The sequence below is a fragment of the Caballeronia choica genome (genome assembly GCF_001544535.1).
Classification (GTDB): Bacteria; Pseudomonadota; Gammaproteobacteria; order Burkholderiales; family Burkholderiaceae; genus Caballeronia; species Caballeronia choica.
On the sequence record NZ_FCON02000013.1, the window covers coordinates 85921 to 108604 of the forward strand.

Sequence of the window (22684 nt, forward strand, 5' to 3'; positions counted from 1 at the left end):
GGCCGGTTCCTCAAGGGAGAGACTCGATGATCAAGAAAGTAATCGCAGCGTTCGCGCTCGCCATGTCGATCGGTTCCGCATTCGCGGCCGTCGACGTCAACACCGCCAATACCGACGCCCTGCGCGGCATCAAGGGCATCGGTCCGGCAAAAGCCAAAGCCATTCTCGACGAGCGCGACGCGCACGGCCCGTTCAAGGACGCCGCCGAACTGAGCAAGCGCGTGAAGGGCATGGGCGGCAAGACGGTCGAACGTCTGCAGGCGGAAGGCCTGACCGTCGGGCCGGCCAGCAAGACGGCTGCTGCGGCGCACGCGGGGTCGAGCGCGGCAACGGCTTCCGCGGCGGCCCAGCCTGTCATCGTGAAGAAGTAGGCGGGATGCGGCGCATGCTGCCGACGCGCCGGTCGGCTCGTGCGCCGCCTTCACCGCGGCCATTGGATGACCTGGCTCACCGCCGTCCTCACGAGTGCGCGTCCAGCCGCAATCCCTGAAGCCGATAGGGGCGGCGGGCAGCGAAGGAACCGCTGGGCTACAATCGGTGCATTCCCCGCATCGCGACAAATTCGGCAATCCGGCTTCACGCGAGGTCGCCCGAGCAGTCGCACAAACGTACCGCTTATGGCTTACATGACAATCGAAGACACGATCGGCAACACGCCGCTCGTGCAGCTCGTCCGTCTCGCGGACGACGACATTCGCAGCCGCAACAACGTGGTTCTCGGCAAGCTGGAAGGCAATAATCCGGCGGGCTCGGTGAAGGACCGCCCGGCGCTCTCGATGATCAAGAAGGCTGAAGAGCGCGGCCGCATCAAACCCGGCGACACGCTGATCGAAGCCACGAGCGGCAACACCGGTATCGCGCTCGCGATGGCCGCCGCCGTGCGTGGCTACAAGATGGTCTTGCTGATGCCGGAGGACCTGTCGGTCGAGCGCCGTCAGAGCATGGCGGCCTACGGCGCGCAGATCGTGCTGACGCCGTTGACGGGCGGCATGGAATACGCGCGCGATCTCGCCGAGCAGATGCAGCGCGAAGGCAAGGGCATCATCCTCGACCAGTTCGCGAACCCGGACAATCCGCTCGCTCATTACGAGACGACCGGGCCGGAACTGTGGCGCCAGACCGAAGGGCGCATCACGCACTTCGTCTCGGCGATGGGCACGACCGGGACGATCATGGGCGTGTCGCAGTATCTGAAGGAACAGAACGAGAAGATCGAGATCATCGGTGCGCAGCCGGAGGAAGGCTCGCGCATTCCGGGCATCCGCAAGTGGCCGGAAGCGTATCTGCCGAAGATTTTCGATCGCAGCCGCGTGGACCGCGTGGAGAACGTGAGTCAGGCGGCGTCGGAAGCGATGGCGCGCAAGATGGCGTCGGTCGAAGGGATCTTCAGCGGCATTTCGTCGGGCGGCGCGTGCGAAGTCGCGTTGCGGGTCGCGCGGCAGGTCGAGAACGCGACGATCGTGTTCATCGTTTGCGATCGCGGCGACCGTTATCTGTCGACGGGCGTGTTTCCGGCCTGATTAATCAGGCTCGCGCTGTCGCTGCAAATGAAAAAGGCCGTTCCGAAGCGATTCGGAACGGCCTTTTTACTTGACCGGCACAAGCCGACCTAAAGCCTCACTGCACCGCCGCCGCCGATGAAGGCGCCGCGCCGGAATCGCCCGCGGCGATGCGCGCCTTCACTGCTTCGCCTAACTGATAAACCGCAAGCGCATAGAAGAAACTGCGGTTATAGCGCGTGAGCACATAGAAATTCTTCGTACCGAGCGTGTATTCGGTCGGGCGGGCTGGCGTCGGCAGGTCGACGACCGTCACGGGTGTCCCCGCCTCGGACGCGAGATTCAGCGCCGGCTCGTTCATCAGCATGCCCGCCTTGAGCAACTGCGCGAGCGACCAGTGCGGCTCCGGCTGCCCATCGGCGGCGGCTTGCGCGATGCCCTGGCTCCCGACATCGCCGGCAATGCGCCACACCACCGGCCGACCCGTCTCCCAGCCGTGCTTGTTCAGGTAATTCGCGACGCTGCCGATCGCGTCGGCCGGGCTCGCGCGCAAGTCGATGCGGCCGTTGCCGTCGTAGTCGACCGCATACTGGACGATGCTGCTCGGCAGAAACTGCGGAATGCCGATCGCGCCCGTGTACGAGCCGAGCACGGTGGTCGGATCGATTTGCGAGTCGCGCGTCCAGACCAGCAGGTCTTCGAGGTTCTTGCGGAACGTCGCCTGCCGCTCCGCGCGGTTCGGCGTGTTCGGGTAATCGAAGGTGAGCGTGGTGAGCGCATCGAGCGCGCGGAAGTTGCCCATGTATTTGCCGTAGATCGTCTCGACGCCGATGATCCCGACGATCACTTCCGGCGGCACGCCGTATTGATCGGACGCGCGCTGCAACGCGGCCTGGTTCGCACGCCAGAACTTCACGCCGGCGTTGATGCGGACCGGTTCGATGAAGCGCGACTGATACACGCGCCAGTTCTTGATGGAAGGCGACGGCGAAGGCGTCACGAGCTTCACCGCTGTCGTCGAATAACTGACGCGATTGAAGAGCTCGTGCAATGCGCTCGAATCGAAGTCGTAGCGCGCGACCATGTCGTTGATGAACGCGTCGACGTTCGGATTGTTCGCGTAGCGCTGCGGCACGATTTCTTCTTCGAACACCTGCCCTTGCGGCGTCGCGGTTTGCGGCTGCGACTGCGCAAAGGCACTGCCGGCGGGAAACATGCCGAGAGCGCAGACGAGGGAAGCGATGGAGACGAAGGATGCGGTGGAGCGCGGCTTGAAAGCGGCCGGAAAATCAAGCGGAGCAAACTTGAAGGTCATAGTGTGCGTGGTTGTGACGGTGTGTGGCAGTGCGTCGGGGCGGTCGGGGCAGTATAACCGACGCCTTCCGGCCGGCATCGCGCCTGCAAGCGCGCGCGACAGCGGGAATAAACGGTGTGGTAACTTAACGTCAATCGCGTGGCATGTGGTCGCGCGTATGACGAAAAGACACGAGACACGCGGCCCGTCGCAACGGCCCGCGCAAAAAACATGGCGACCGGCTTCTATTCCCACCCTGACTGCCTTCTCCACGACATGGGGCCGTGGCATCCCGAATGCCCGGGCCGCTTGCAGGCGATCGAGGATCAATTGATCGCGAGCCGCATCGACGCGCTGATCGAGCGCGAAGAGGCGCCGCTCGCCGATGAAACCGACCTCGCGCGCGTGCACACGCAGGCGCATATCGATTTCATCAAGCATCGGCGGCCGCTGGAAGGGCGCGCGGAGATCGATCCGGACACGGTGATGTGTCCGCAGTCGTATCAGGCGGCATTGCGGGCGGCGGGCGCGGCCGTCGCCGCGACGGACGCCGTGATCGCGGGCCGCTACGACAACGCGTTTTGCAGCGTGCGTCCGCCGGGGCATCACGCCGAGCCGGCGCGGGCGATGGGCTTCTGCTTTTTCAACAATATCGCCGTCGCGGCGCGGCATGCGCTGGAGGTGCACGGCTTGCAGCGCGTCGCAGTCATCGATTTCGATGTGCATCACGGCAACGGCACGGAAGCTGCGTTTTCCGGCGATCCGCGCGTGCTGATGTGCAGCTTCTTTCAGCATCCGTTCTATCCGTACAGCGGCGCCGGCAGCCATGCGGAGAACATGGTGAACGTGCCGATGCCGGCGCGCTCGAAGGGCATGGACGTGCGCGAGGCGGTCGACATGCTATGGCTGCCGCGGCTCGACGCGTTCAAGCCGGAGATGATCTTCGTGTCGGCGGGTTTCGACGCCCATCGCGAGGACGATCTCGGCAACATGGGTCTCGTCGAGGCCGATTACACGTGGCTGACCGAGCAGATTCGGGCGGTCGCGAATCGATATGCGCAAGGACGGATCGTGAGTTCGCTCGAAGGCGGGTACAACCTGTCGGCGCTCGGGCGCAGCGTCGTCGCGCATGTGCGGGCGCTGGCCGGCATCTAGCCGCGTCTACATCCGCATCCGCGAGCGCGACAAGTCGGCGCGCACCAGCGTCCAGTCGATCAACGCGCGGATCACGCGATCGCGGTCGAGATCATTCAGTGTCTCGTGATAGCTGCCCTCGACCATCAGCAGCGTGCGGTCGGTCGAGCCGACGTTCGCGTCGAACTTGCGGCTGCCGTCCGGCTCCGTGAGCTTGTCCGCGGTGCCGTGAAACACCAGCACCGGCAGCATGATCGACGCGCGTTTCGCCTCGATGCGCGCCATCGCGGCGAGCAGTTGCGCACCGGTGCGGGCCGGAATCGCGTCGTGGTGGACGAGCGGATCGCGCCGGTTCGCCTCGACGACGCCCTGCGCGCGCGACAACAGCGCCGGGTCGATTGTCAGCGCCGGGAAACGCGGACGGATCACGCTGAGGAGCTTGCCCAGCGTGACTTTCCAGCGCGGCACGTCGTGGCCGGGTTCCAGCGCGGCGCTCGACAGGATCAGGCCCGCCAGCTTTCTTTGCGCCGCCCGCTCGGCAGCGTAGAGCGCCGCGACCGCGCCGCCCATGCTGTGGCCCATGAGGAAGAGTGGCACGCCGGCGGGCGCGGTCGTTTCGGCGACTTCCAGCAACACGTCGGCGTCGGACAGATAGTCGTCGAAACGCTCGACCCACACGCGCTCCCCCGACGACCGGCCGTGTCCGCGCAAATCCATCGCGATCAGTTCGATGCCCGCGGCGTTCAGCCGCAGCGCGAAGGCGTCGTAGCGCCGTGCGTGCTCGGCGAGCCCATGAACCAGCGCGATTCGCGCGAGCGGCTGTGGGAATTCGGCTCCCGCCTGCCAGCGATGCAGGAACAGTTCGAGGCCCTGACGCGTTTTGACAGTGCTGGTGGAGTAGGTGCTGCGCCTGGGAGTATTCATTACCCGATGATAGGCCCGAAAATTCGAGTGTCTTAAATTCCTCGAAGTAATTAGCCGCTCGAAAATCATTATTAAAGCGAATGATACCGCTGCGGTAAAATTTCAGATTAAGACCAAGAACCTCCGACGGCGGCCGGCTCACCGGATGCGACACCCGCACGAGCCCTCCGCCGTTTGCATTTACATGATCGAAATACGCAATCTGTCCCAGCGCTTCGCTGGACCCCGGGGTTGGGTCGAAGCGCTGCACAACGTCAATCTGACGATTCCCGCAGGCGAAGTGTTCGGCATCATCGGACGAAGCGGCGCCGGCAAGAGCACGCTGGTCCGCACGATCAACCTGCTCACGCGGCCGAGCGAAGGCAGTGTGATTGTCGATGGCCGCGATCTCACGACGCTTCCCGCCCCCGAGTTGCGCGCCGCGCGCCGCGACATCGGCATGATCTTCCAGCACTTCAACCTGCTCTCGTCGCGCACGGTGTTCGACAACGTCGCGCTGCCGCTCGAACTTGCCGGCATGAAGCGCGCCGAGATCGAGGCGACCGTTTTGCCGCTTCTCGATCTCGTCGGCCTCACGACGCAAAAGGACCGCTATCCGGCACAGATCAGCGGGGGGCAGAAGCAGCGCGTGGGCATCGCGCGGGCGCTGGCGAGCAAGCCGAAGGTATTGCTCTCCGACGAAGCCACCTCCGCGCTCGATCCCGAAACCACGCGCGCAATTCTCGACCTGTTGCGCCAGATCAATCGCGAACTCGGCCTGACGGTCGTGCTGATCACGCACCAGATGGACGTCATCAAGCAGGTCTGCGACCGCGTCGCCGTGCTCGATGCCGGGCGCGTGGTGGAAGAGGGCAACGTCGTCGACGTGTTCATGCAGCCACATCACGAAGTCACGCGCGCGTTGATCGGCGACGTGATCGCGCACGAACTGCCGCCCGCGATGAAAAAGCGCGTCGCGGAGCGGCTCAAGACCGGCAGCGGCCACTTGCTGCGGCTCGCGTTCACCGGCTCGGGCGTCGATCAGCCGATTCTGTCGGAGACGATCCGCCGCTACGAACTCGATTTCAACATCCTGCACGGACAGATCGACGAGATCCAGGGCCAGGCGTTCGGCTCGCTCGCGGTGCTCGCGGGCGGGCAGCCGGTGAAGGTCGCCGAGGCGATCGCCTTCCTGCGTGGACAGGGCGTCGTGGTGGAGGAGCTTTCGTATGTTGAGTGAAATGTTCGATATGTTCGTGCAGTCGTTCTGGGAAACGCTCGTGATGGTCGGCATCTCGGGACTCGTCGGCGCCGCGCTCGGGCTGCCGCTCGGCGTGCTGCTCTATCTGACCGACCGCGACGGCGTGCTGCAGAACCTCCCGGTGAATCGCGTGCTCGGCGGCGTCGTCAATGCGGTGCGCTCGACGCCGTTCATCATCCTGCTCGTCGCCGTGATTCCGTTCACGCGGCTCGTGGTCGGGTCGTCGATCGGCACGGCCGCCGCCGTCGTGCCGCTCACCATCGCCGCCGCGCCGTTCATCGCGCGGCTCGTCGAGACAGCGCTGCGCGAAGTCGATCGCGGCCTGATCGAAGCGGCCCAGGCGATGGGCGCGACTACCCGCCAGATCGTGTTCAAGGTGCTGCTGCCGGAATCGCTGCCGGGCGTCGTCGCGGGGCTGACGATCACGTTCGTGTCGCTCGTCGGCTATTCGGCGATGGCGGGCGCGATCGGCGGCGGCGGTCTCGGCGACCTCGGCATTCGGTACGGCTACCAGCGCTTCTTGCCGGAAGTCATGCTGACGGTGGTCGTGATCCTGATCGTTTTCGTCCAGCTCGTGCAGTCGTTCGGCGACTGGCTCGTGCGCCGTCTGAGCCACAAGTAACGCTTAACTCATCCAAAAACCATGCAACGTCGATTCATTCTCAAGTTTGCCGCGGCGCTCGGCGCCGCAACCCTGTTCGCGGGCGTTGCCCACGCCGATGAAGCGATCAAGGTCGGCGTCACCGGCGGCCCGCACGCGCAGGTGATGGAAGTCGTCAAGCAGGTCGCGGCGAAGAACGGGCTGAAGATCACGATCGTCGAATTCTCCGACTACGTGCAACCGAACGCCGCGCTCGCCGCCGGCGATCTCGACGCGAACAGTTACCAGCACGCGCCGTATCTCGATGCGCAGGTGAAGGACCGCGGCTACAAGCTGATCCGGCTCACCGACACGGTCACTTTCCCGATGGGCATCTATTCGAAGAAGGTGAAATCGCTTGCCGAGCTGAAACCCGGCGCGCGCATCGCCGTGCCGAACGATCCGACCAATGGCGGCCGCGCGCTGCTGCTGCTGCAAAAGCAGGGTTTGCTCAAGCTGCGTCCGGACGCGGGCCTGAAGGCGACGCCGCTCGATATCGTCGACAACCCGAGGAAGCTGAAGATCGTCGAACTCGACGCGGCGCAGATTCCGCGCTCGCTCGCCGACGTCGACGCCGCCGCGATCAACACCAATTTCGCGATGGAAGCGGGGCTCAAGCCGAACGCGGATGCGATCGCGATCGAAGACCCAAAGGGGCCCTATGCGAACATCATCGCGATCCGTGCCGTCGACAAGGACAAGCCGTGGGTCGCGAAACTGGTCGCGGCGTATCACTCGCCGGAAGTGAAACAGTTCATCGAAAGCAAGTACGCGGGCGCTGTGATCGCCGCGTGGTAAGGCTTTGCGGGCGTTCGCGGTGTCGGTGTGGATGGCGGCGGGCCATACCCGGGTTTGTTTCTATATGAAATAGAACGATCGTTCTATAATATTCGGCCATTCCTTATTGCACGGCAATGCAGCGGCCGCTCTCGACCATCGGATGGTCCGGGGGCGCGAGTCGCTCGTATAATGAGATGCTGCGTTGACGTAATCGTAACTTTGGAGCGAGTGCATGAAAATTCTGGTGCCAGTGAAAAGAGTGGTCGACTACAACGTCAAGGTCCGCGTGAAATCGGACGGGACGGGTGTCGATATCGCGAACGTGAAGATGTCGATGAATCCGTTCGACGAGATTGCCGTGGAAGAAGCGGTGCGGTTGCGCGAAGCGGGCGTGGCCACGGAAGTGATCGCCGTGTCGTGCGGCGTAACGCAATGTCAGGAAACGCTGCGTACCGCGATGGCGATCGGTGCAGATCGCGCGATCCTGGTCGAATCGGCTGAGGAATTGCAGCCGCTGGCGGTCGCGAAGATCTTGAAAGCGCTGGTCGACAAGGAACAGCCGCAGTTGGTGATCCTCGGCAAGCAGGCCATCGACGACGATTCGAATCAGACCGGGCAGATGCTTGCCGCGCTGGCGGGTTTGCCGCAGGCGACGTTCGCATCGAAAGTGGTGGTTGCCGATGGCAAGGCCACGGTGTCGCGTGAAGTCGATGGCGGTTCGGAAACGCTGTCGCTAAAGTTGCCGGCTGTCATCACGACTGACCTGCGCCTGAACGAACCGCGCTACGTCACGCTGCCGAACATCATGAAGGCAAAGAAGAAGCCTTTGGAAACTTTGAAACCGGCTGATCTTGGTGTCGATGTCGCGCCGCGTCTGAAGACGCTGAAAGTCGCTGAGCCACCCAAGCGCTCGGCTGGCGTGATGGTGCCGGACGTGAAAACGCTGGTCGACAAGCTCAAGAACGAAGCCAAGGTTCTGTAAGGGAGACGGACGAAATGACGATTCTGGTAATTGCAGAACACGACAACGCATCGATCAAGGCCTCGACGCTGAACACGATCGCTGCTGCTTCGAAGATCGGTGGCGATATTCACGTGCTGGTCGCAGGTTCGAACGCGCAAGCCGCAGCCGATGCCGCTGCGAAGATCGCGGGCGTCAGCAAAGTGCTGCTCGCCGACGCGCCGCAACTCGCCGATGGCCTGGCTGAGAATGTCGAAGGCACGGTGCTGAACATTGCGAAGGACTATTCGCACATCCTCGCGCCGGCTACCGCTTACGGCAAGAACATCGCGCCGCGTATCGCCGCGCACCTCGACGTCGCGCAAATCAGCGACATCACCGCTGTGGATTCGCCGGACACGTTCGAACGCCCGATCTACGCGGGCAATGCGATTGCGATCGTGCAATCCATCGACCCGATCAAGGTCATCACGGTCCGTTCGACTGGTTTCGATCCGGTGGCAGCGGAAGGCGGCAGTGCCTCGGTGGAAAAGATCGAAGCCGCAGCGGACGCCGGCATTTCGCAATTCGTCGGCCGTGAACTGACGAAGCTGGATCGACCGGAACTGACGTCGGCGAAGATTATTGTGTCCGGTGGTCGTGGTCTCGGCAACGGCGAGAACTACACCAAAGTGCTCGAACCGCTGGCGGACAAGCTCAACGCAGCGCTTGGCGCATCGCGTGCGGCAGTCGATGCAGGCTTTGTCCCGAACGATTACCAAGTCGGTCAAACGGGCAAGATCGTCGCACCGCAGTTGTACGTTGCGGTCGGCATCTCGGGCGCGATTCAGCACTTGGCCGGCATGAAGGACAGCAAGGTCATCGTCGCGATCAACAAGGACGCTGAAGCGCCGATCTTCGGCGTCGCCGATTACGGACTCGTCGGCGACCTTTTCACCCTCGTGCCGGAGCTGGTGAAAGAACTCGGCTGATCCCGCGCGAACAACGCAGCACAAACAAAGGGGCGCGTCGGTCGATTGCGCCCCTTTTTGCATCGAAGGGTTCTACTGCGACAGGATCGCGACCGCGCAGTCCTTCGCGGAGCATGGGCTGTGGCTGGCGCCGGGCATCGAGACATCGATCGTCAGCGCGAGCGGCGATCAGGGCATTCTCGCGTTGAGGAAGACCCATCCTGAATCGAACGGCCTGGTGGAAATGAAAACGGCGCCCGAGGGCGCCGTTTTCGTCATGCCGAGTCATGCAGCAAATTTCCAGCTTCAAGCCTTCGCGTAAGACGGCCGCGTATTCACGCGCGTTTCGCCGAAATAGCGATGCACAGACAGATCGTCCGACTGGATTGCCGGTTGTTTGCCCGACATCAGGTCGGCGAGCAACTGGCCGGAGCCGCACGACATCGTCCAGCCGAGCGTGCCGTGGCCCGTGTTCAGGAACAGGTTCGGCACCTGCGTGCGGCCGACGATCGGCGTGCCGTCCGGCGTCATCGGACGCAGACCGGTCCAGAACGAAGCCTTCGACGTGTCGCCGCCGCCGGGGAACAGGTCGTTCACGCACATTTCGAGCGTCTCGCGGCGTGCCTCCTTGAGGCGTTTGTCATATCCGACGATCTCCGCCATCCCGCCGACGCGAATCCGGTCGTCGAAACGCGTGATCGCGATCTTGTAGGTCTCGTCGAGCACGGTGGAAACCGGCGCGGACGCCGCGCTCACGATCGGCGCGGTAATCGAATAACCCTTCAGCGGATAAACCGGAATCTTGACGAGATCGCCGAGCAACTTCGGCGAATACGAGCCGAGCGCGACGACAAACGAATCGCCGCGCACCATTTCGCTGCCGCATTGCACGCCCGCGATACGGCCGTTCGCGATGGCGAGCGCGTCGATCGGCGTGTTGTAGCGGAACTTCACGCCGAGCGCTTCGGCCATCGCGGCGAGGCGCGTCGTGAATTTCTGGCAGTCGCCGGTCTCGTCGTTCGGAAGGCGCAACCCGCCCGTCAGCTTGTGGGATACCGCGGCGAGCGCAGGTTCGGCCTTGAACAGTTCGGCGGGCGACAGCAGTTCGAACGGCACGTTCGCGTCCTTCAGGACGGCGATATCCTTCGCGGCGCCGTCGAGTTGCTGCTGCGTGCGGAAAACCTGCAACGTGCCGCCGGTACGGCCTTCGTAGTCGATGCCGGTGTCTGCGCGCAGCGCTTGCAGGCAGTCGCGGCTGTATTCGGCGAGGCGCACCATGCGCCCCTTGTTGACCGTATAGCGCTCCTGTGTGCAGTTTTGCAGCATCTTCCACATCCACTGCAACTGGAACGCGGTGCCGTCGAGGCGGATCGCGAGCGGCGCGTGCTTTTCGAACATCCACTTGACGGCTTTTAGCGGCACGCCCGGCGCCGCCCATGGCGACGCGTAGCCCGGCGAAATCTGTCCTGCATTGGCGAAGCTCGTTTCGAGCGCGGGGCCGGCTTCACGGTCGATCACCGTGACTTCGTGGCCCGCGCGGGCGAGGTAATAGGCGCTCGTGACGCCGACGACGCCGCTTCCCAGAATGACGATACGCATGAGTTCTCCGTCCTGATTTGAGATTTTCGTCACTCATGCGCGTTCGACAGTGGATCGAAGCCAGGATTGACGATGGGTGTAGTGTTATCGCCTATACTATTGAGGTATAGGTGGTTTTTGTTATTGTATTTTTCGGATCTTAAGTAGAAACACATGAGAACCCAGCGCAATCCGGTCCGAGCCCTCGACAAGCTCGATCACAAGATCCTGAACATCCTTCAGCAGGACGGCCGCATCGCGATGAAGGACCTGGCCGAGCGGGTCGGGCTCTCGGTGACGCCTTGCATCGAACGCGTGAAGCGCATGGAGCGCGACAACGTGATCACCGGCTATTACGCGCGGGTGAATCCGGCTGAACTTGGCGCCGCGCTGCTGGTGTTCGTCGAGATCACGCTCGATCACAAGAGCGGCAACATGTTCGAGCAGTTCCGGCGCGAAGTGCAGCGCATTCCTGAGGTGCTGGAGTGCCACCTCGTCTCCGGCGAATTCGACTACCTGATCAAGGCGCGCATCGGCGAGATGGCGGACTACCGCAAGCTTCTCGGCGACATCCTGCTGCAATTGCCGGGCGCGGTGCAGTCGAAGAGTTACGTCGTGATGGAGGAAATCAAGGAGACGCTGACGATTCTCGTCGACGTTTGATTTTTCCTTGCGGTCGTCGCGGGGTACTGTATATTTATACAGTAAATTCCTGTGTTCCGGCCTGCCGCAATGTCTTCAGACGATCATGAATTCCCCGTCGCTCCGCCTGTGCCGCTCAAGGGGCGCGGAGCCGTGACGAACCCGCAGGGCCGCTATGAGAAGGACGAGCGCGAGCGGGTCGACGACGGCTGGCTGCACTCGGCCGAGCGCGGAGAGGACGACGGCACGCCGGTTCTGCGCACTCAGGTGTTCGAAGAACGCGCCAAGAGCATTCTTACGCGCAACGCGTCGCCGGATATTCCGTTTACGGTCTCGCTCAATCCGTATCGCGGCTGCGAGCACGGCTGCATTTATTGCTTCGCCCGGCCGACGCATAGCTATCTTGGCCTCTCGCCGGGTCTCGATTTCGAGAGTCGCATTTACGCGAAGATCAACGCGGGCGAACTGCTGGAGCGCGAATTGGCCAAGCCGTCGTACCAGCCGGAGCCGATCGCGCTCGGCGTGAATACGGACGCGTATCAGCCGGTCGAGCGCGAATTGCGGATCACGCGCCGGGTGATCGAAATCCTGCACGAGCGCGGCCACCCGTTCGCGGCAATCACGAAGTCGTCGCTAATCGAGCGCGACATCGATCTGCTCGCGCCGATGGCCGAGCGCGGACAGGTAATGGCGGCCGTCACCGTCACTACACTCGACGCCGACATCGCGCGCACGCTCGAACCGCGCGCAGCTACGCCGTCGCGGCGTCTGCGCACGATTCGCACGCTGAGCGACGCGGGCATTCCGGTCGGCGTGAGCATTGCGCCCGTGATTCCGTTTGTCACGGAACCCGATCTCGAGCGCGTGCTGGAAGCGTGCGCCGAAGCCGGCGCGACGAGCGCGAGCTATATCGTGCTGCGTCTGCCGTGGGAAGTGGCGCCGCTTTTCAAAGACTGGCTGGCGGCGCACTTCCCCGACCGGGCGGACCGGGTGATGAGCCGCGTGCGCGACATGCGCGGCGGCAAGGATTACGACGCGAACTTCGCCACCCGCATGAAAGGCGAGGGCCTATGGGCCGACATGTTGAAGCAGCGCTTTCATCAGGCGACGAAGCGGCTCGGGCTCAACGCCCGGCATCGCGGGATTCTCGACATGTCGGGGTTCAATCCCGTCGCGCCGCCGGGTTCGCATCGGAAGGCGGCGGACAGTTCTCAACTCGACTTGTTCTGAGGCTGGTCTATTGAGACAGCGCCTTCGCCGCCTGAACCTGACCTTCGAAATAGGTCTGGAATGTCAACGCGAGTCCTGTCATCAGCAGAAACGCGCCAATCAGCAATGAGAACATCACGACGAAGATCACCGTCCAGCCGGAGCGGCTGTGCCGGCCGGTGTTCGCGTTGAATTGCGCGTCCCACTTCGCGTCGGGCCGCAGTCCGTAGACGATCGCCGACAGAAACGCCGCCAGCAGCGACACGGCGCCCGGAAATGCGAGTATCCATCCGAGCAGCGAGGCACGCTCGGTCGCGGCGAGCAGCAGGTAGCCGACAGCGCCCAGCACGATGCCGACGATATGCGCCCAGCCGAACTTGTCGCGGATTCCATATAGGTAGAAGCGATGCGCGCCGATGCTGCCGAACAGGAACGCGAGGGCCGCGGTCAGTGTTTTCGAGCGGAAGCGGTCGGAGGCGGGCTTGCTGGACACGTTCGATGCGGGCGGTTGCGTGGCGGAAGACGAGGGATTCATCGGCGAAGGTCGAAGAGCGGTGTAAGAGCGGAAAGTGCGGAAAGCAAGTTCGAGGGCAGGTTCGCCCGACGCCGCATTCTACGCCGCGCGCGACATTCGCAGCATCGCGGCCACGTGGCACGAGCGCGTTTGCCGGGTGTTCCGGCACTTGAGGGCTAAAATCGAGCACCGCGTTCCCGCTCGAAGTGACGCGAATCACACCCAGTCAAGGCGCGCGACAGGCGCGCATCTCGATTTATCCGGTTAAGTGTTTGTTAGGGCTCCGGTTTCCCGCTATAATCGCGTGTTTTGGTAGTTCCGAACCCCCGGTTTTTCAAGGATTTCAGCATGGTCATCATCCGCTTGGCTCGTGGCGGCTCGAAGAAGCGCCCCTTTTTCAACATCGTTGCAACCGATTCGCGTAGCCGCCGTGACGGCCGCTTCATCGAGCGCGTGGGTTTCTACAACCCGGTCGCGACCAAAGGCGAATCGCTGCGTATCGCGCAAGACCGTCTGACCTACTGGCAAGGCGTTGGCGCGCAACTGTCGCCGACCGTCGAGCGTTTGGTCAAGCAATCGCAACAAGCTCAGCCGGCTGCCTGAGTGAAATTCGATGGTGAGGTGCGTCGCAAGATGGCGCGCATCATCCAGTCGAAATTCATTGCCGAGGTTCGGTTGAAACTTGCTCGAGGGTTCGTCAATGTCCGCGCGTGATTCGGGTTCCGACGAGGCGCGCAAAGCGAAGCCGGAGCAAAGCGAAGTTGCTGCCGAAGTTGCCACATTCGGTGCGTTCGTCCGCAAGCCGGGAACGCGCCGCGTGGCTGCTAACGTTGCTGACGAAGCGCAGCCTGGTGTCATCGAGCCGGTCGAAAGCTTGCCGGACGACGCGATCGAGGTCGGTGCAGTCGTCGATGCGTATGGCCTGAAGGGTTGGGTCAAGGTGGTGCCGCATGCAAACGCGGGACGTGGCGGCGACGCCATATTGGCCGCGAAACGCTGGTGGCTCGTCAAGGGCGCCGATCGCCAATCGGCGCGCTGCGTGCAGTCGAAGGTGCATAGCGATACGATCGTCGCGCGTCTTTGCGGTTGCGACGACCGCGACGCTGCGCTCGCGCTGCGCGGCCACACTGTGCATGTATCGCGCAGCGACTTTCCGAAGCTCGCCGACGCGGACGAATTCTACTGGGTCGATCTGATCGGCCTGGATGTCGTGAACGAGGCGGGCGTGGCGTTGGGCCACGTTGCCGACATGATCGACAACGGCGCGCATTCCATCATGCGCATCGAATATCCGGCGACCGCGAAAGACGGCAAGCCGATCACCGGTGAACGGCTGATTCCGTTCGTCGGCGTATATGTCAAAACGGTGGATCAGACGGCGAAGAAGATCGTCGTCGACTGGGACGCCGATTATTAAACCCTGTGACGAACGGAGAGAGCGATGCAGTTCGATGTCGTGACGCTCTTTCCCGAGATGTTTCGCGCGCTCACCGACTGGGGCATCACCAGCCGGGCGGTGAAGCAGGAACGGTTCGGTCTGCGCACGTGGAATCCGCGCGATTTCACCACCGACAACTACCGGACCATCGACGATCGTCCATACGGCGGCGGCCCGGGCATGGTGATGCTGGCGCGGCCGCTCGAAGATGCGATCGCCGCGGCGAAAGCGGCACAGGCGCAGCAAGGCATTGCGAGCACGCGGGTCGTGATGATGTCGCCGCAGGGCGCGACGCTCGACCATGATCGGGTGATGCGCTTCGCGCTGGAACCCGGCCTCGTTGTGTTGTGCGGCCGTTATGAAGCGATCGACCAGCGCCTGATCGACCGCGTTGTGGACGAAGAGGTCAGCCTCGGCGACTTCGTGCTGTCCGGCGGCGAATTGCCGGCGATGGCGCTGATGGACGCAGTCGTGCGGCAGCTTCCGGGCGTGCTGAACGATTCGCAGTCGGCGGTGCAAGACAGTTTCGTCGATGTGCTGCTCGATTGTCCGCACTACACGCGGCCGGAAGAATATGAAGGCGCGCGGGTGCCCGATGTGCTGCTCGGCGGCCATCACAAGGAAATCGAAGCGTGGCGGCGCCGCGAAGCGCTCAAGAACACGCTGACCAAGCGCCCCGACTTGATCGCGCGGGCGCGCAGGAACAAGATGTTGAGCCGTGCCGACGAGGCGTGGCTCGCAAGTCTCGCGAAAGAGGCATCGAAGGCCGAATAGGCCGGCGGTCCGAACGTCGCGGACACTCAGGCGGCGCCAGTCATTCGTGAAAGGCGCCAGTTGCAAATCCATCCTCTACCGGGGCCACGCAACGCGAGGCACACAACTCCGGCAAGATGGCACCAGGAAACAGTCATGAATCTGATTGAAAAACTCGAGCAGGAAGAAATCGCGCGTGCACTCGGCGAGAAGACCATCCCCGACTTCGCTCCCGGCGATACGGTGATTGTCAGCGTCAACGTGGTTGAAGGTACGCGCAAGCGTGTCCAGGCTTACGAAGGCGTCGTGATCGCAAAGCGCAATCGCGGCTTGAACTCGAATTTCATCGTCCGCAAGATTTCGTCGGGCGAAGGCGTCGAGCGTACGTTCCAGACCTACTCGCCGCTGCTCGCGAGCATTGTCGTGAAGCGTCGTGGTGACGTGCGTCGTGCAAAGCTGTACTACTTGCGCGAGCGTTCGGGCAAATCGGCTCGGATCAAGGAAAAGCTGGTCTCGAAGGACCGTGCTGCGTCGAAGGCATAAGCGCTGCGCACCAAAAAAAAGCACCCGTCCGGGTGCTTTTTTCTTTGGTGTGTTCAAATTGGTTTTCCACCCCGATTCTTCCCTCCGTGTCCTCAAGCAAGCATTCGACCCCGCGCATTCTCGAACCTGAACTCCTGCCCGTCGTTTCGAGCGGAGACAATCTGCCACCCGTTCCCGCCGAACGCCTGACGCCCGACGGCTTGCGCGCGCGCTTCGCACAGACGCTCGATTGGTCGCAGGAGGCACCCGAGGCGCGGATCAAGGCGATCGGCGGCGATCCGCGCGTGGCGTCGGTGCTGGTGCCGCTCGTCGTGCGCGATGCGGGGTTGACGGTGCTCCTCACCCAACGCGCCGATCACCTGTCGGACCATGCCGGGCAGATCAGCTTTCCCGGAGGCCGCCGCGAACCCGAAGACGCCGACGCTGCCGCCACGGCACTGCGTGAAGCACGCGAGGAAGTGGGCCTTGCATCGGAACATGTCGAGGTGCTCGGCGCGTTGCCCGAGTACCTCACGGGAACCGGTTTTCGCGTGACGCCGGTCGTCGCGCTGGTTCATCCGCCGTTCGCGCTCGAGGCCGATACGCTCGAAGTCGCCGACATCTTCGAGGTTCCGCTTGCCTGGCTGATGAACCCCGCGAATCACCAGGTGCGGCTCTTCCGGTGGGAAGGCGGCGAGCGTCGTTTTTTTGCGATGCCTTACGCCGCCAGCGAAAAGCACGCTCCGTATTTCATCTGGGGCGCAACGGCCGGCATGTTGCGCAATTTCTACCGTTTCCTCGCCGCTTGAGCGCGCCGGGCAAGGCGCGAGCGTCGGCCATGAATTGCTTAGCGCACTAAACGCGTGCGGCGCTGTGCTATCGTTACGCGAAATTCGTAAAACTCGAATGTCTCGGCGCATCGCATGACTTTTTTCTCCGTATTGCTGGCTCTCATCATCGAGCAGGTGCGCGCGCTTTCGCCGCACAATCCCATATCGGCGCTGCTCAAATATCATGCGGAATCCGCCGCGCACGGGTTCGATGCCGGCAAGCAAAAGCACGGCGTTCTCGCGTGGCTCGTGGTCGTGTTGCCGTGGACGCTCGCGGTCGGCCTCATCTACTACGTGTTGTACCGGATCAACTTCGTGCTGGCGTTTCTGTGGAACGTCGTGATCGTGTACTTCACACTCGGTTTCCGGCAGTTCAGCCACTACTTCACCGATATCCATCTCGCGCTCAATAACGACGACGTCCCGCGCGCTCGCGAAGTGCTGAGCGAATGGACCGGACTCGATACCGTCGACATGCCCGTGAGCGAGATCGTGCGTCATACACTCGTGTATGCGGTCGTGGCGTCGCATCGGCATGTGTTTGGCGTGTTCTTCTGGTTCCTGATTCCGGTCGGGCCGGCGGGCGCGGTGTTCTATCGCATCGCCGAGTATCTCGCGCGTTCGTGGGCGACGCCGAGCGCAGAACGTTCGGTCGCGTTTTCGTGGTTCGCGCAGAGGGCGTTCTTTTTCATCGACTGGGTGCCTGCGCGGCTCACGGCCCTCGGATTCGCGATCGTCGGGAATTTCGAGGATGCGATCTATGCGTGGCGTAATCACGCGCGGCAATGGCCGGATGCAAACGAAGGCGTGTTGCTGGCCGCGGGCAGCGGTGCGCTCGGGGCGCGGCTGGCGGGGCCGCTCGCCGAGCCGCTGAGCGTCGAGGCGCTCGCGGTCGGCGATGCGAGTCCGGTCCCCGTCGGCGATGATTGCACGCCGCGCACGCTGCAGTCGGCGGTCGGTCTCGTGTGGCGTGCGGTGATCCTGTGGATGCTGCTGTTGCTGATGCTGACGATCGCCGTGTGGCTGGCCTGAAGACGCACGGCAAGTTCAACCGTCCAGCGGGTCGCGCGCCGTTCCGCACTGCCAGCAGACGGTGAATTGCGCTTCGAGCACTTCGCCGCACTTCGCGCAGCGCCACGGCCGCGCGTCCGATGCCGGTCCGCTTCTCGCCCGTTCCAGCAGGCGTAACGCAAGCGACTCGTCGCGATCGTCGACGATCCATATCTCCGGCGCACACTGATCCGCCGGAATCTCGCCCAGCGCGCCGTTCAGATAGCGGTTGTGCAACTGGCAAGACACGCCCGCCGTCGACAGTACGTTCACCCAATGCTGAGCGGTGATCAGATTCGGCGCGCGCGTGAGCCGCTTCATGTCGATGTCGCTGTGCGGTCGAAAAAACGCGGCTTCATCGGACGATCTGGCTGGCTTCGTGCACCAGCTGCGCATAAAGCGCATGCCGCTCGGGTGTGATCTTGCCGTCGTCGATGGCTTCGAGAATCGCGCAGCCCGGCTCGTGCAGGTGATGACAGTTGTAGAAGCGGCACTTCCCGAGGAACGGCCGGAAATCGGCGAATGCGCGCTCCAGTTGTCCTTCCGACAGATGATGCAGCCCGAACTCCTGAAATCCCGGCGAATCGATCAGCGAGCCGCCGTTCGGCAACGGATAAAGCCGCGTAAACGTGGTGGTGTGGCGGCCGCTGTTCAGCGCCGTCGAGATTTCGCGCGTCGCGACTTCCGCGTTGGGCACGAGAATGTTCACGAGCGTCGACTTGCCCATGCCCGACTGGCCGAGCAGGAGCGTCGCACGGTCTTTCAGGCGTGCATCGAGTTGCGGATGGACGGCGCCGGGCGCGAGTTTCGCCGACAACTCGACCACCGCATACCCCAGCGCCCGATACAGCGCGAGCCGCTTCCTGGCCAGCGGCAAGGCCGCCTCGACATCGATCTTGTTCAGCACGATCAGCGGTTCGAGCCCATGCGCCTCGGCTGCGATCAGCGCGCGCCCGAGCAGGTCTTCGCTGAAATGCGGTTCGGTGGCGAGCACGATCAGCAACTGGTCGAGATTCGCCGCGAACAGCTTCGACTTGAACTGATCCGACCGATAAAGCAGGTTGCGCCGCTCGCCGATCTCGACGATCACGCCCTGATCCGCCGACGATTGTTCGTACATCACCCGATCGCCGACCGCGACTTCACTCTTCTTGCCGCGCGGGAAGCACTGGAGCATCGCGCCGCCATCGGCGGGGGCGACGAGATAGTGCCGTCCGTGCGCCGCGATCACCGTGCCTTCGATCCGCGCGCCCGACGCACGCGCCGCCTTCGCCGCGCGCGCCGTCATGCGGCGTGCTGCATCAGGCGATCGATCCGCTGCGACGCCGGCGGATGCGAGTAGTAGAACGCGGTGTAGAGCGGATCGGGCGTGAGCGTCGACGCGTTGTCCTCGTACAGTTTGACGAGCGCGTTGACGAGATCCTTCGGATCGGTCTGGCTGGCGGCGAAGGCGTCGGCTTCGAATTCGTGCTTGCGCGAACTGAGGCTGCCGAGCGGCGTCACGAAGAACATGAAGACCGGCAGCGCGAGCATGAAGAGCACGAGCGCGAGGCCATTATTGCTGCCGACGAGCGATGGCCGCACGCCGAGACCTTCGTAGAACCACACCGTCTGCGCGAGCCAGCCGAGCAGCGCGAGCATCGCGAGGCTGATCGCGAACATGACGACCAGGAGTTTCAGCACATGGCGGCGCTTGAAATGGCCGAGTTCGTGCGCGAGCACGGCCTCGATTTCGCTGCCGGACAGGCGGGCGAGCAGCGTATCGAAGAAAACAATGCGCTTGGCTGCGCCAAAGCCCGTGAAATACGCGTTGCCGTGAGCCGAACGGCGGCTGCCGTCCATCACGAACAGCCCCTTCGCCGCGAAGCCGGTGCGCGACATCAGGTTTTCGATCCGGGCGCGCAGCGCTTCGTCCCTGAGCGGCTCGAACTTGTTGAAAAGCGGCGCGATGAAGGTCGGATAAATGATCATCGCGAGCAACTGGAAGGCGACCCAGACCATCCACGTCCAGAGCCACCAGAGCGCGCCCGCCCGGTCCATCAGCCAGAGCGTGACGAAGAGGAGCGGCAACCCGACCGCGATGCCAAGCAGCACGCCCTTCACGAGATCGACGAAAAAGAGCTTCTTCGACATCCGGTTGAAGCCGAATTTTTCCTCGATGACAAAGTGCCGGATGTAATCGAACGGCAGGTCGACGAGGCTCGTGATCGCGATCACCGACGCCACCAGCACGATCTGTCCGAGGTAGCCGCGCCCGAGCCAGCCGCTGATCGCGAGATCGAGCTGCTGCACGCCGCCGAGCAGCGTCAGCGCGACGAGCACGGCAGCGCTCACGACGACCTCGATCATCGTGAGGCGGGTGCGCTCGACGGTGTAGTCGGCGGCGCGCTGATGCGCGGCGAGCGCGATGGTGCCGGTGAACTGCTGCGGCACGTCGTTGCGGTTCGCCGCGACATGGCGGATCTGGCGCGAGGCCAGCCAGAGCTTGGTGCCGACCATCGCGACGAGCGCGACGACGAACACCACCGAGACTACGAGATTGAGATTGGACATCCGGGGATTCCGATTGAACTATGCGAGAATTATAGGTTCTTGGCCGTGCTCGCGCCGGCCGCCGCCGCCGGATTTTGCTTCGGCGCCAGCATACACGCGACGCGCCTCGTCCACCCATCCAGGCTCCTTCATGACCGACATTCTCGACCCATCCAAGGCACCCTCGGAGGCACCTTCCGAGGCACCTTCGGGGACAGCGGATTCCGCCATCCTCGTGCGCAGCGACATGAATCTCGTGTGGCTCGACATGGAGATGACAGGCCTCGAACCCGACAACGACCGCATCATCGAAATCGCGGTCGTCGTGACGAATTCGACGCTCGACAAGCTGGTGGAAGGGCCGGTGCTCGCGATTCACCAGGACGAAGCAGCGCTCGGCAAAATGGACGAATGGAACCGCAACACGCACGGCCGCTCGGGATTGACCGAGCGCGTGCGGGCATCGACGGTCGACGAAGCCGAAGCCACGCGCCAGATTCGCGAATTTCTCGGGCAATACGTGCCGCCGGGCAAGTCGCCGATGTGCGGTAACTCGATCTGCCAGGACCGTCGTTTCATGGCGCGCTGGATGCCGGAACTGGAAGCGTTCTTCCACTACCGAAACCTCGACGTCAGCACGCTGAAGGAACTGTGCCGCCGCTGGCAGCCGGCCATCTACAAGGGTTTCCAGAAGCGCGCGATGCACACCGCGCTCGCCGACATCCACGAGTCCATCGACGAACTCAAGTACTACCGCGAGCATTTCCTGATTCCGTCGGCGCCTTCGGCTGGCAGCGACGCAGCTTAGGACTTGGCGGGCCGGATCGCGCTCTTCGGCCTGAACGCGGCCACGGTTTCCGGCCGCGTTTCGATGTACGGGCCGCCGATCAGGTCGATGCAATACGGCACGGCGGCGAAGATGCCCGGTACCGTGGTTTTGCCTTCACCATCTTTCAAACCTTCCAGCGTTTCGCGGATCGATTTCGGCTGGCCCGGCAGGTTGATGATCAGCGCGGCGTGATCGGCAGTTTCGCGGATCACCGCGACTTGTCGCGACAGAATGGCCGTCGGCACGAAGTTCAGGCTGATCTGGCGCATCTGTTCGCCGAAGCCGGGCATCGGCTTCGTGGCGACCGTGAGCGTCGCCTCGGGCGTCACGTCGCGTCGCGCGGGGCCGGTGCCGCCCGTCGTCAGCACGAGGTCGCACCCGGCTTGGTCGACCAGTTCGACGAGCGTCGCGGAAATGGTCGCGGCGTCGTCCTGGATCAAGCGCGTTTCGGCGCGCCACGGCGTCGCAAGCGTTTCGTCCAGCCACGTTTGCAGCGACGGAATGCCCTTGTCCTCGTAGACGCCCTGCGACGCGCGATCGCTGATCGACACGAGGCCTACGATCAATTCGTCAGGGTGATTACGCGTTGGCTTGGTCATCATCGTCACCGGCTTCGGCATCGGCCGACTCGTCGTCTTCCTCCACGCCCGCCGCGTTCTTGATCCACTGGAACAGCTCGCGGAAATAGCGCGGCGGCTTCTGCTGCTCGCGTTCCTTGCGCGCGTTGCGGATCAGCGTGCGGCCTTCCTGCGCGTCGACGCCCGGATGCTGGCGGATGAATTCGGTCAGCGCGGCGTCGTCGGCGAGCAGCTTTTCGCGCGTGCGCTCGATCCAGTGCAGCTTCGCCGTCTCGGCGCGGTTCACGCCGCGATAGCTGTCGAGCGCGGTGCGGAGCGCCGCGGTTTCCTCGTCGGTCAGCGTGCGCATCACGCGGCCCACATACTGCACCTGACGGCGCTTGCCTTCGTGATCGGTGATGCGGCGCGCTTCGCGTACCGCGTCGTCGAGGCTTTCGGGCATCGGCATGCGCTTCAGCGCGTCTTTCGGCAGCGCGATGAGCGCCTCGCCCAACTCTTGCAGCGCGTGCATGTCGCGCTTCAGCTGGGATTTGCTGGGACGGTCGTAGCCGTTGTCGTTCGCGTCCGCCTCGGCGGCTGGCGCGGATTCGATCGGTTGAATGCGGGTTTTACGGTTCATGGCGACATTGTAGCTTGCCGGCCTCCCCGTGTTTTCCCGCAGGGCGGCCCAACCCGCCGTCGCGGCGTTCGACGTTGGCGAGTGAATGCGCGCTGTCCTTGCTATGATCGCGTGATGCGCACCGAGCACGCGGCGCGTCGGCAGTGCCGCAGTGAAAGAACGTAGTGA

Annotated in this window: 26 protein-coding genes; 17 read left to right on the plus strand and 9 right to left on the minus strand. The window is 63.4% G+C overall.

The genetic code is table 11. The features are described from left to right. Positions 1 to 26: 26 nt before the first annotated feature. Both AWB68_RS08550 and cysM read left to right on the plus strand, forming a co-directional pair. Positions 27 to 371, plus strand: coding sequence for a ComEA family DNA-binding protein (locus AWB68_RS08550; protein ID WP_087643916.1), 345 nt, complete (start codon positions 27 to 29; stop codon positions 369 to 371). Positions 372 to 617: 246 nt separating this feature from the next. Then, a complete protein-coding gene (gene cysM, locus AWB68_RS08555; protein WP_087643917.1) occupies positions 618 to 1520 on the plus strand; it encodes a cysteine synthase CysM in 903 nt (300 codons plus the stop codon). A 97-nt stretch (positions 1521 to 1617) separates the two neighbouring features. Here the strand turns inward: cysM and mltB are convergent, their stop codons facing one another. Continuing rightward, the gene (gene mltB, locus AWB68_RS08560) at positions 1618 to 2814 is read right to left on the minus strand and encodes a lytic murein transglycosylase B (protein WP_125482902.1); all 1197 of its coding nucleotides are present in this window, start codon (positions 2812 to 2814) and stop codon (positions 1618 to 1620) included. A 210-nt stretch (positions 2815 to 3024) separates the two neighbouring features. Here mltB and AWB68_RS08565 point away from each other — a divergent pair, with 210 nt between their 5' ends. Then, positions 3025 to 3948, plus strand: coding sequence for a histone deacetylase family protein (locus tag AWB68_RS08565; RefSeq protein ID WP_087643918.1), 924 nt, complete (start codon positions 3025 to 3027; stop codon positions 3946 to 3948). 6 nt (positions 3949 to 3954) lie between these two features. Here the strand turns inward: AWB68_RS08565 and AWB68_RS08570 are convergent, their stop codons facing one another. Beyond that, positions 3955 to 4851 (minus strand): alpha/beta hydrolase, encoded by an 897-nt coding sequence (locus tag AWB68_RS08570; RefSeq protein ID WP_087643919.1) that lies wholly within the window; start codon positions 4849 to 4851, stop codon positions 3955 to 3957. Positions 4852 to 5035: 184 nt separating this feature from the next. Here AWB68_RS08570 and AWB68_RS08575 point away from each other — a divergent pair, with 184 nt between their 5' ends. The 5 genes from AWB68_RS08575 to AWB68_RS08595 all read left to right on the plus strand — a co-directional run bounded on the left by AWB68_RS08575 (position 5036) and on the right by AWB68_RS08595 (position 9443). Beyond that, positions 5036 to 6070, plus strand: a complete 1035-nt coding sequence (locus AWB68_RS08575) for a methionine ABC transporter ATP-binding protein (protein ID WP_087643920.1) — start codon at positions 5036 to 5038, stop codon at positions 6068 to 6070. Beyond that, a complete protein-coding gene (locus AWB68_RS08580; protein WP_087643956.1) occupies positions 6060 to 6713 on the plus strand; it encodes a methionine ABC transporter permease in 654 nt (217 codons plus the stop codon). Before AWB68_RS08575 ends, AWB68_RS08580 begins: the two co-directional genes overlap by 11 nt. A gap of 21 nt (positions 6714 to 6734) precedes the next feature. Continuing rightward, positions 6735 to 7529, plus strand: a complete 795-nt coding sequence (locus AWB68_RS08585) for a MetQ/NlpA family ABC transporter substrate-binding protein (protein ID WP_087643921.1) — start codon at positions 6735 to 6737, stop codon at positions 7527 to 7529. A gap of 214 nt (positions 7530 to 7743) precedes the next feature. Then, positions 7744 to 8493, plus strand: a complete 750-nt coding sequence (locus AWB68_RS08590; RefSeq protein ID WP_087643922.1) for an electron transfer flavoprotein subunit beta/FixA family protein — start codon at positions 7744 to 7746, stop codon at positions 8491 to 8493. A 14-nt stretch (positions 8494 to 8507) separates the two neighbouring features. Further along, positions 8508 to 9443 (plus strand): electron transfer flavoprotein subunit alpha/FixB family protein, encoded by a 936-nt coding sequence (locus AWB68_RS08595; RefSeq protein WP_087643923.1) that lies wholly within the window; start codon positions 8508 to 8510, stop codon positions 9441 to 9443. A 285-nt stretch (positions 9444 to 9728) separates the two neighbouring features. Here the strand turns inward: AWB68_RS08595 and AWB68_RS08600 are convergent, their stop codons facing one another. Further along, positions 9729 to 11021 carry a D-amino acid dehydrogenase gene (locus AWB68_RS08600; RefSeq protein WP_087643924.1) on the minus strand — a complete coding sequence of 431 codons (1293 nt, stop codon included), beginning with the start codon at positions 11019 to 11021 and terminating at the stop codon, positions 9729 to 9731. Positions 11022 to 11174: 153 nt separating this feature from the next. Here AWB68_RS08600 and AWB68_RS08605 point away from each other — a divergent pair, with 153 nt between their 5' ends. Then, complete coding sequence (locus AWB68_RS08605) at positions 11175 to 11663, plus strand: Lrp/AsnC ligand binding domain-containing protein (RefSeq protein ID WP_087643925.1); 489 nt, start codon at positions 11175 to 11177, stop codon at positions 11661 to 11663. Positions 11664 to 11732: 69 nt separating this feature from the next. After that, a complete protein-coding gene (locus AWB68_RS08610) occupies positions 11733 to 12872 on the plus strand; it encodes a PA0069 family radical SAM protein (RefSeq protein ID WP_087643926.1) in 1140 nt (379 codons plus the stop codon). Between the two features lie 7 nt (positions 12873 to 12879). On the opposite strand, the gene AWB68_RS08615 is transcribed toward AWB68_RS08610, so the two are convergent. Further along, entirely contained in the window at positions 12880 to 13386 is a 507-nt protein-coding gene (locus AWB68_RS08615) for an NINE protein (RefSeq protein ID WP_087643927.1), read from the minus strand. 327 nt (positions 13387 to 13713) lie between these two features. Here AWB68_RS08615 and rpsP point away from each other — a divergent pair, with 327 nt between their 5' ends. From rpsP to AWB68_RS08645, 6 genes are all read left to right on the plus strand, one after another. After that, positions 13714 to 13968 carry a 30S ribosomal protein S16 gene (gene rpsP, locus AWB68_RS08620; protein WP_087643928.1) on the plus strand — a complete coding sequence of 85 codons (255 nt, stop codon included), beginning with the start codon at positions 13714 to 13716 and terminating at the stop codon, positions 13966 to 13968. Positions 13969 to 14065: 97 nt separating this feature from the next. Then, complete coding sequence (gene rimM / locus AWB68_RS08625) at positions 14066 to 14782, plus strand: ribosome maturation factor RimM (protein WP_087643929.1); 717 nt, start codon at positions 14066 to 14068, stop codon at positions 14780 to 14782. A 24-nt stretch (positions 14783 to 14806) separates the two neighbouring features. Then, positions 14807 to 15577: a tRNA (guanosine(37)-N1)-methyltransferase TrmD gene (gene trmD, locus AWB68_RS08630; RefSeq protein WP_087643930.1), complete on the plus strand. Its 771-nt coding sequence runs from the start codon at positions 14807 to 14809 to the stop codon at positions 15575 to 15577. A 135-nt stretch (positions 15578 to 15712) separates the two neighbouring features. Beyond that, complete coding sequence (gene rplS / locus AWB68_RS08635) at positions 15713 to 16099, plus strand: 50S ribosomal protein L19 (protein WP_087643931.1); 387 nt, start codon at positions 15713 to 15715, stop codon at positions 16097 to 16099. Between the two features lie 86 nt (positions 16100 to 16185). Continuing rightward, positions 16186 to 16887 (plus strand): CoA pyrophosphatase, encoded by a 702-nt coding sequence (locus AWB68_RS08640; RefSeq protein ID WP_087643932.1) that lies wholly within the window; start codon positions 16186 to 16188, stop codon positions 16885 to 16887. 114 nt (positions 16888 to 17001) lie between these two features. Next, positions 17002 to 17940 carry a CobD/CbiB family protein gene (locus AWB68_RS08645; RefSeq protein ID WP_087643933.1) on the plus strand — a complete coding sequence of 313 codons (939 nt, stop codon included), beginning with the start codon at positions 17002 to 17004 and terminating at the stop codon, positions 17938 to 17940. Positions 17941 to 17955: 15 nt separating this feature from the next. Here the strand turns inward: AWB68_RS08645 and AWB68_RS08650 are convergent, their stop codons facing one another. Genes AWB68_RS08650 through AWB68_RS08660 form a run of 3 tightly spaced genes read right to left on the minus strand, consistent with a single transcriptional unit; the run spans position 17956 to position 20511 of the window. Continuing rightward, entirely contained in the window at positions 17956 to 18279 is a 324-nt protein-coding gene (locus AWB68_RS08650; RefSeq protein ID WP_087643957.1) for a putative signal transducing protein, read from the minus strand. Between the two features lie 34 nt (positions 18280 to 18313). Next, a complete protein-coding gene (gene rsgA / locus AWB68_RS08655) occupies positions 18314 to 19246 on the minus strand; it encodes a ribosome small subunit-dependent GTPase A (RefSeq protein ID WP_087643934.1) in 933 nt (310 codons plus the stop codon). Beyond that, the gene (locus tag AWB68_RS08660) at positions 19243 to 20511 is read right to left on the minus strand and encodes a M48 family metallopeptidase (RefSeq protein ID WP_087643935.1); all 1269 of its coding nucleotides are present in this window, start codon (positions 20509 to 20511) and stop codon (positions 19243 to 19245) included. The genes rsgA and AWB68_RS08660 overlap by 4 nt, the downstream gene beginning before the upstream one ends. Positions 20512 to 20641: 130 nt before the next feature. Here AWB68_RS08660 and orn point away from each other — a divergent pair, with 130 nt between their 5' ends. Continuing rightward, entirely contained in the window at positions 20642 to 21298 is a 657-nt protein-coding gene (gene orn, locus AWB68_RS08670) for an oligoribonuclease (protein WP_374729564.1), read from the plus strand. Here the strand turns inward: orn and mog are convergent. Together mog and yjgA are read right to left on the minus strand one after the other, a co-directional pair. Continuing rightward, the gene (gene mog / locus AWB68_RS08675) at positions 21295 to 21921 is read right to left on the minus strand and encodes a molybdopterin adenylyltransferase (protein WP_200828659.1); all 627 of its coding nucleotides are present in this window, start codon (positions 21919 to 21921) and stop codon (positions 21295 to 21297) included. The two genes, orn and mog, sit on opposite strands and share 4 nt — an antisense overlap. Continuing rightward, positions 21899 to 22516, minus strand: a complete 618-nt coding sequence (yjgA, locus tag AWB68_RS08680) for a ribosome biogenesis factor YjgA (RefSeq protein ID WP_087643937.1) — start codon at positions 22514 to 22516, stop codon at positions 21899 to 21901. Before yjgA ends, mog begins: the two co-directional genes overlap by 23 nt. Between the last annotated feature and the right edge of the window lie 168 nt (positions 22517 to 22684).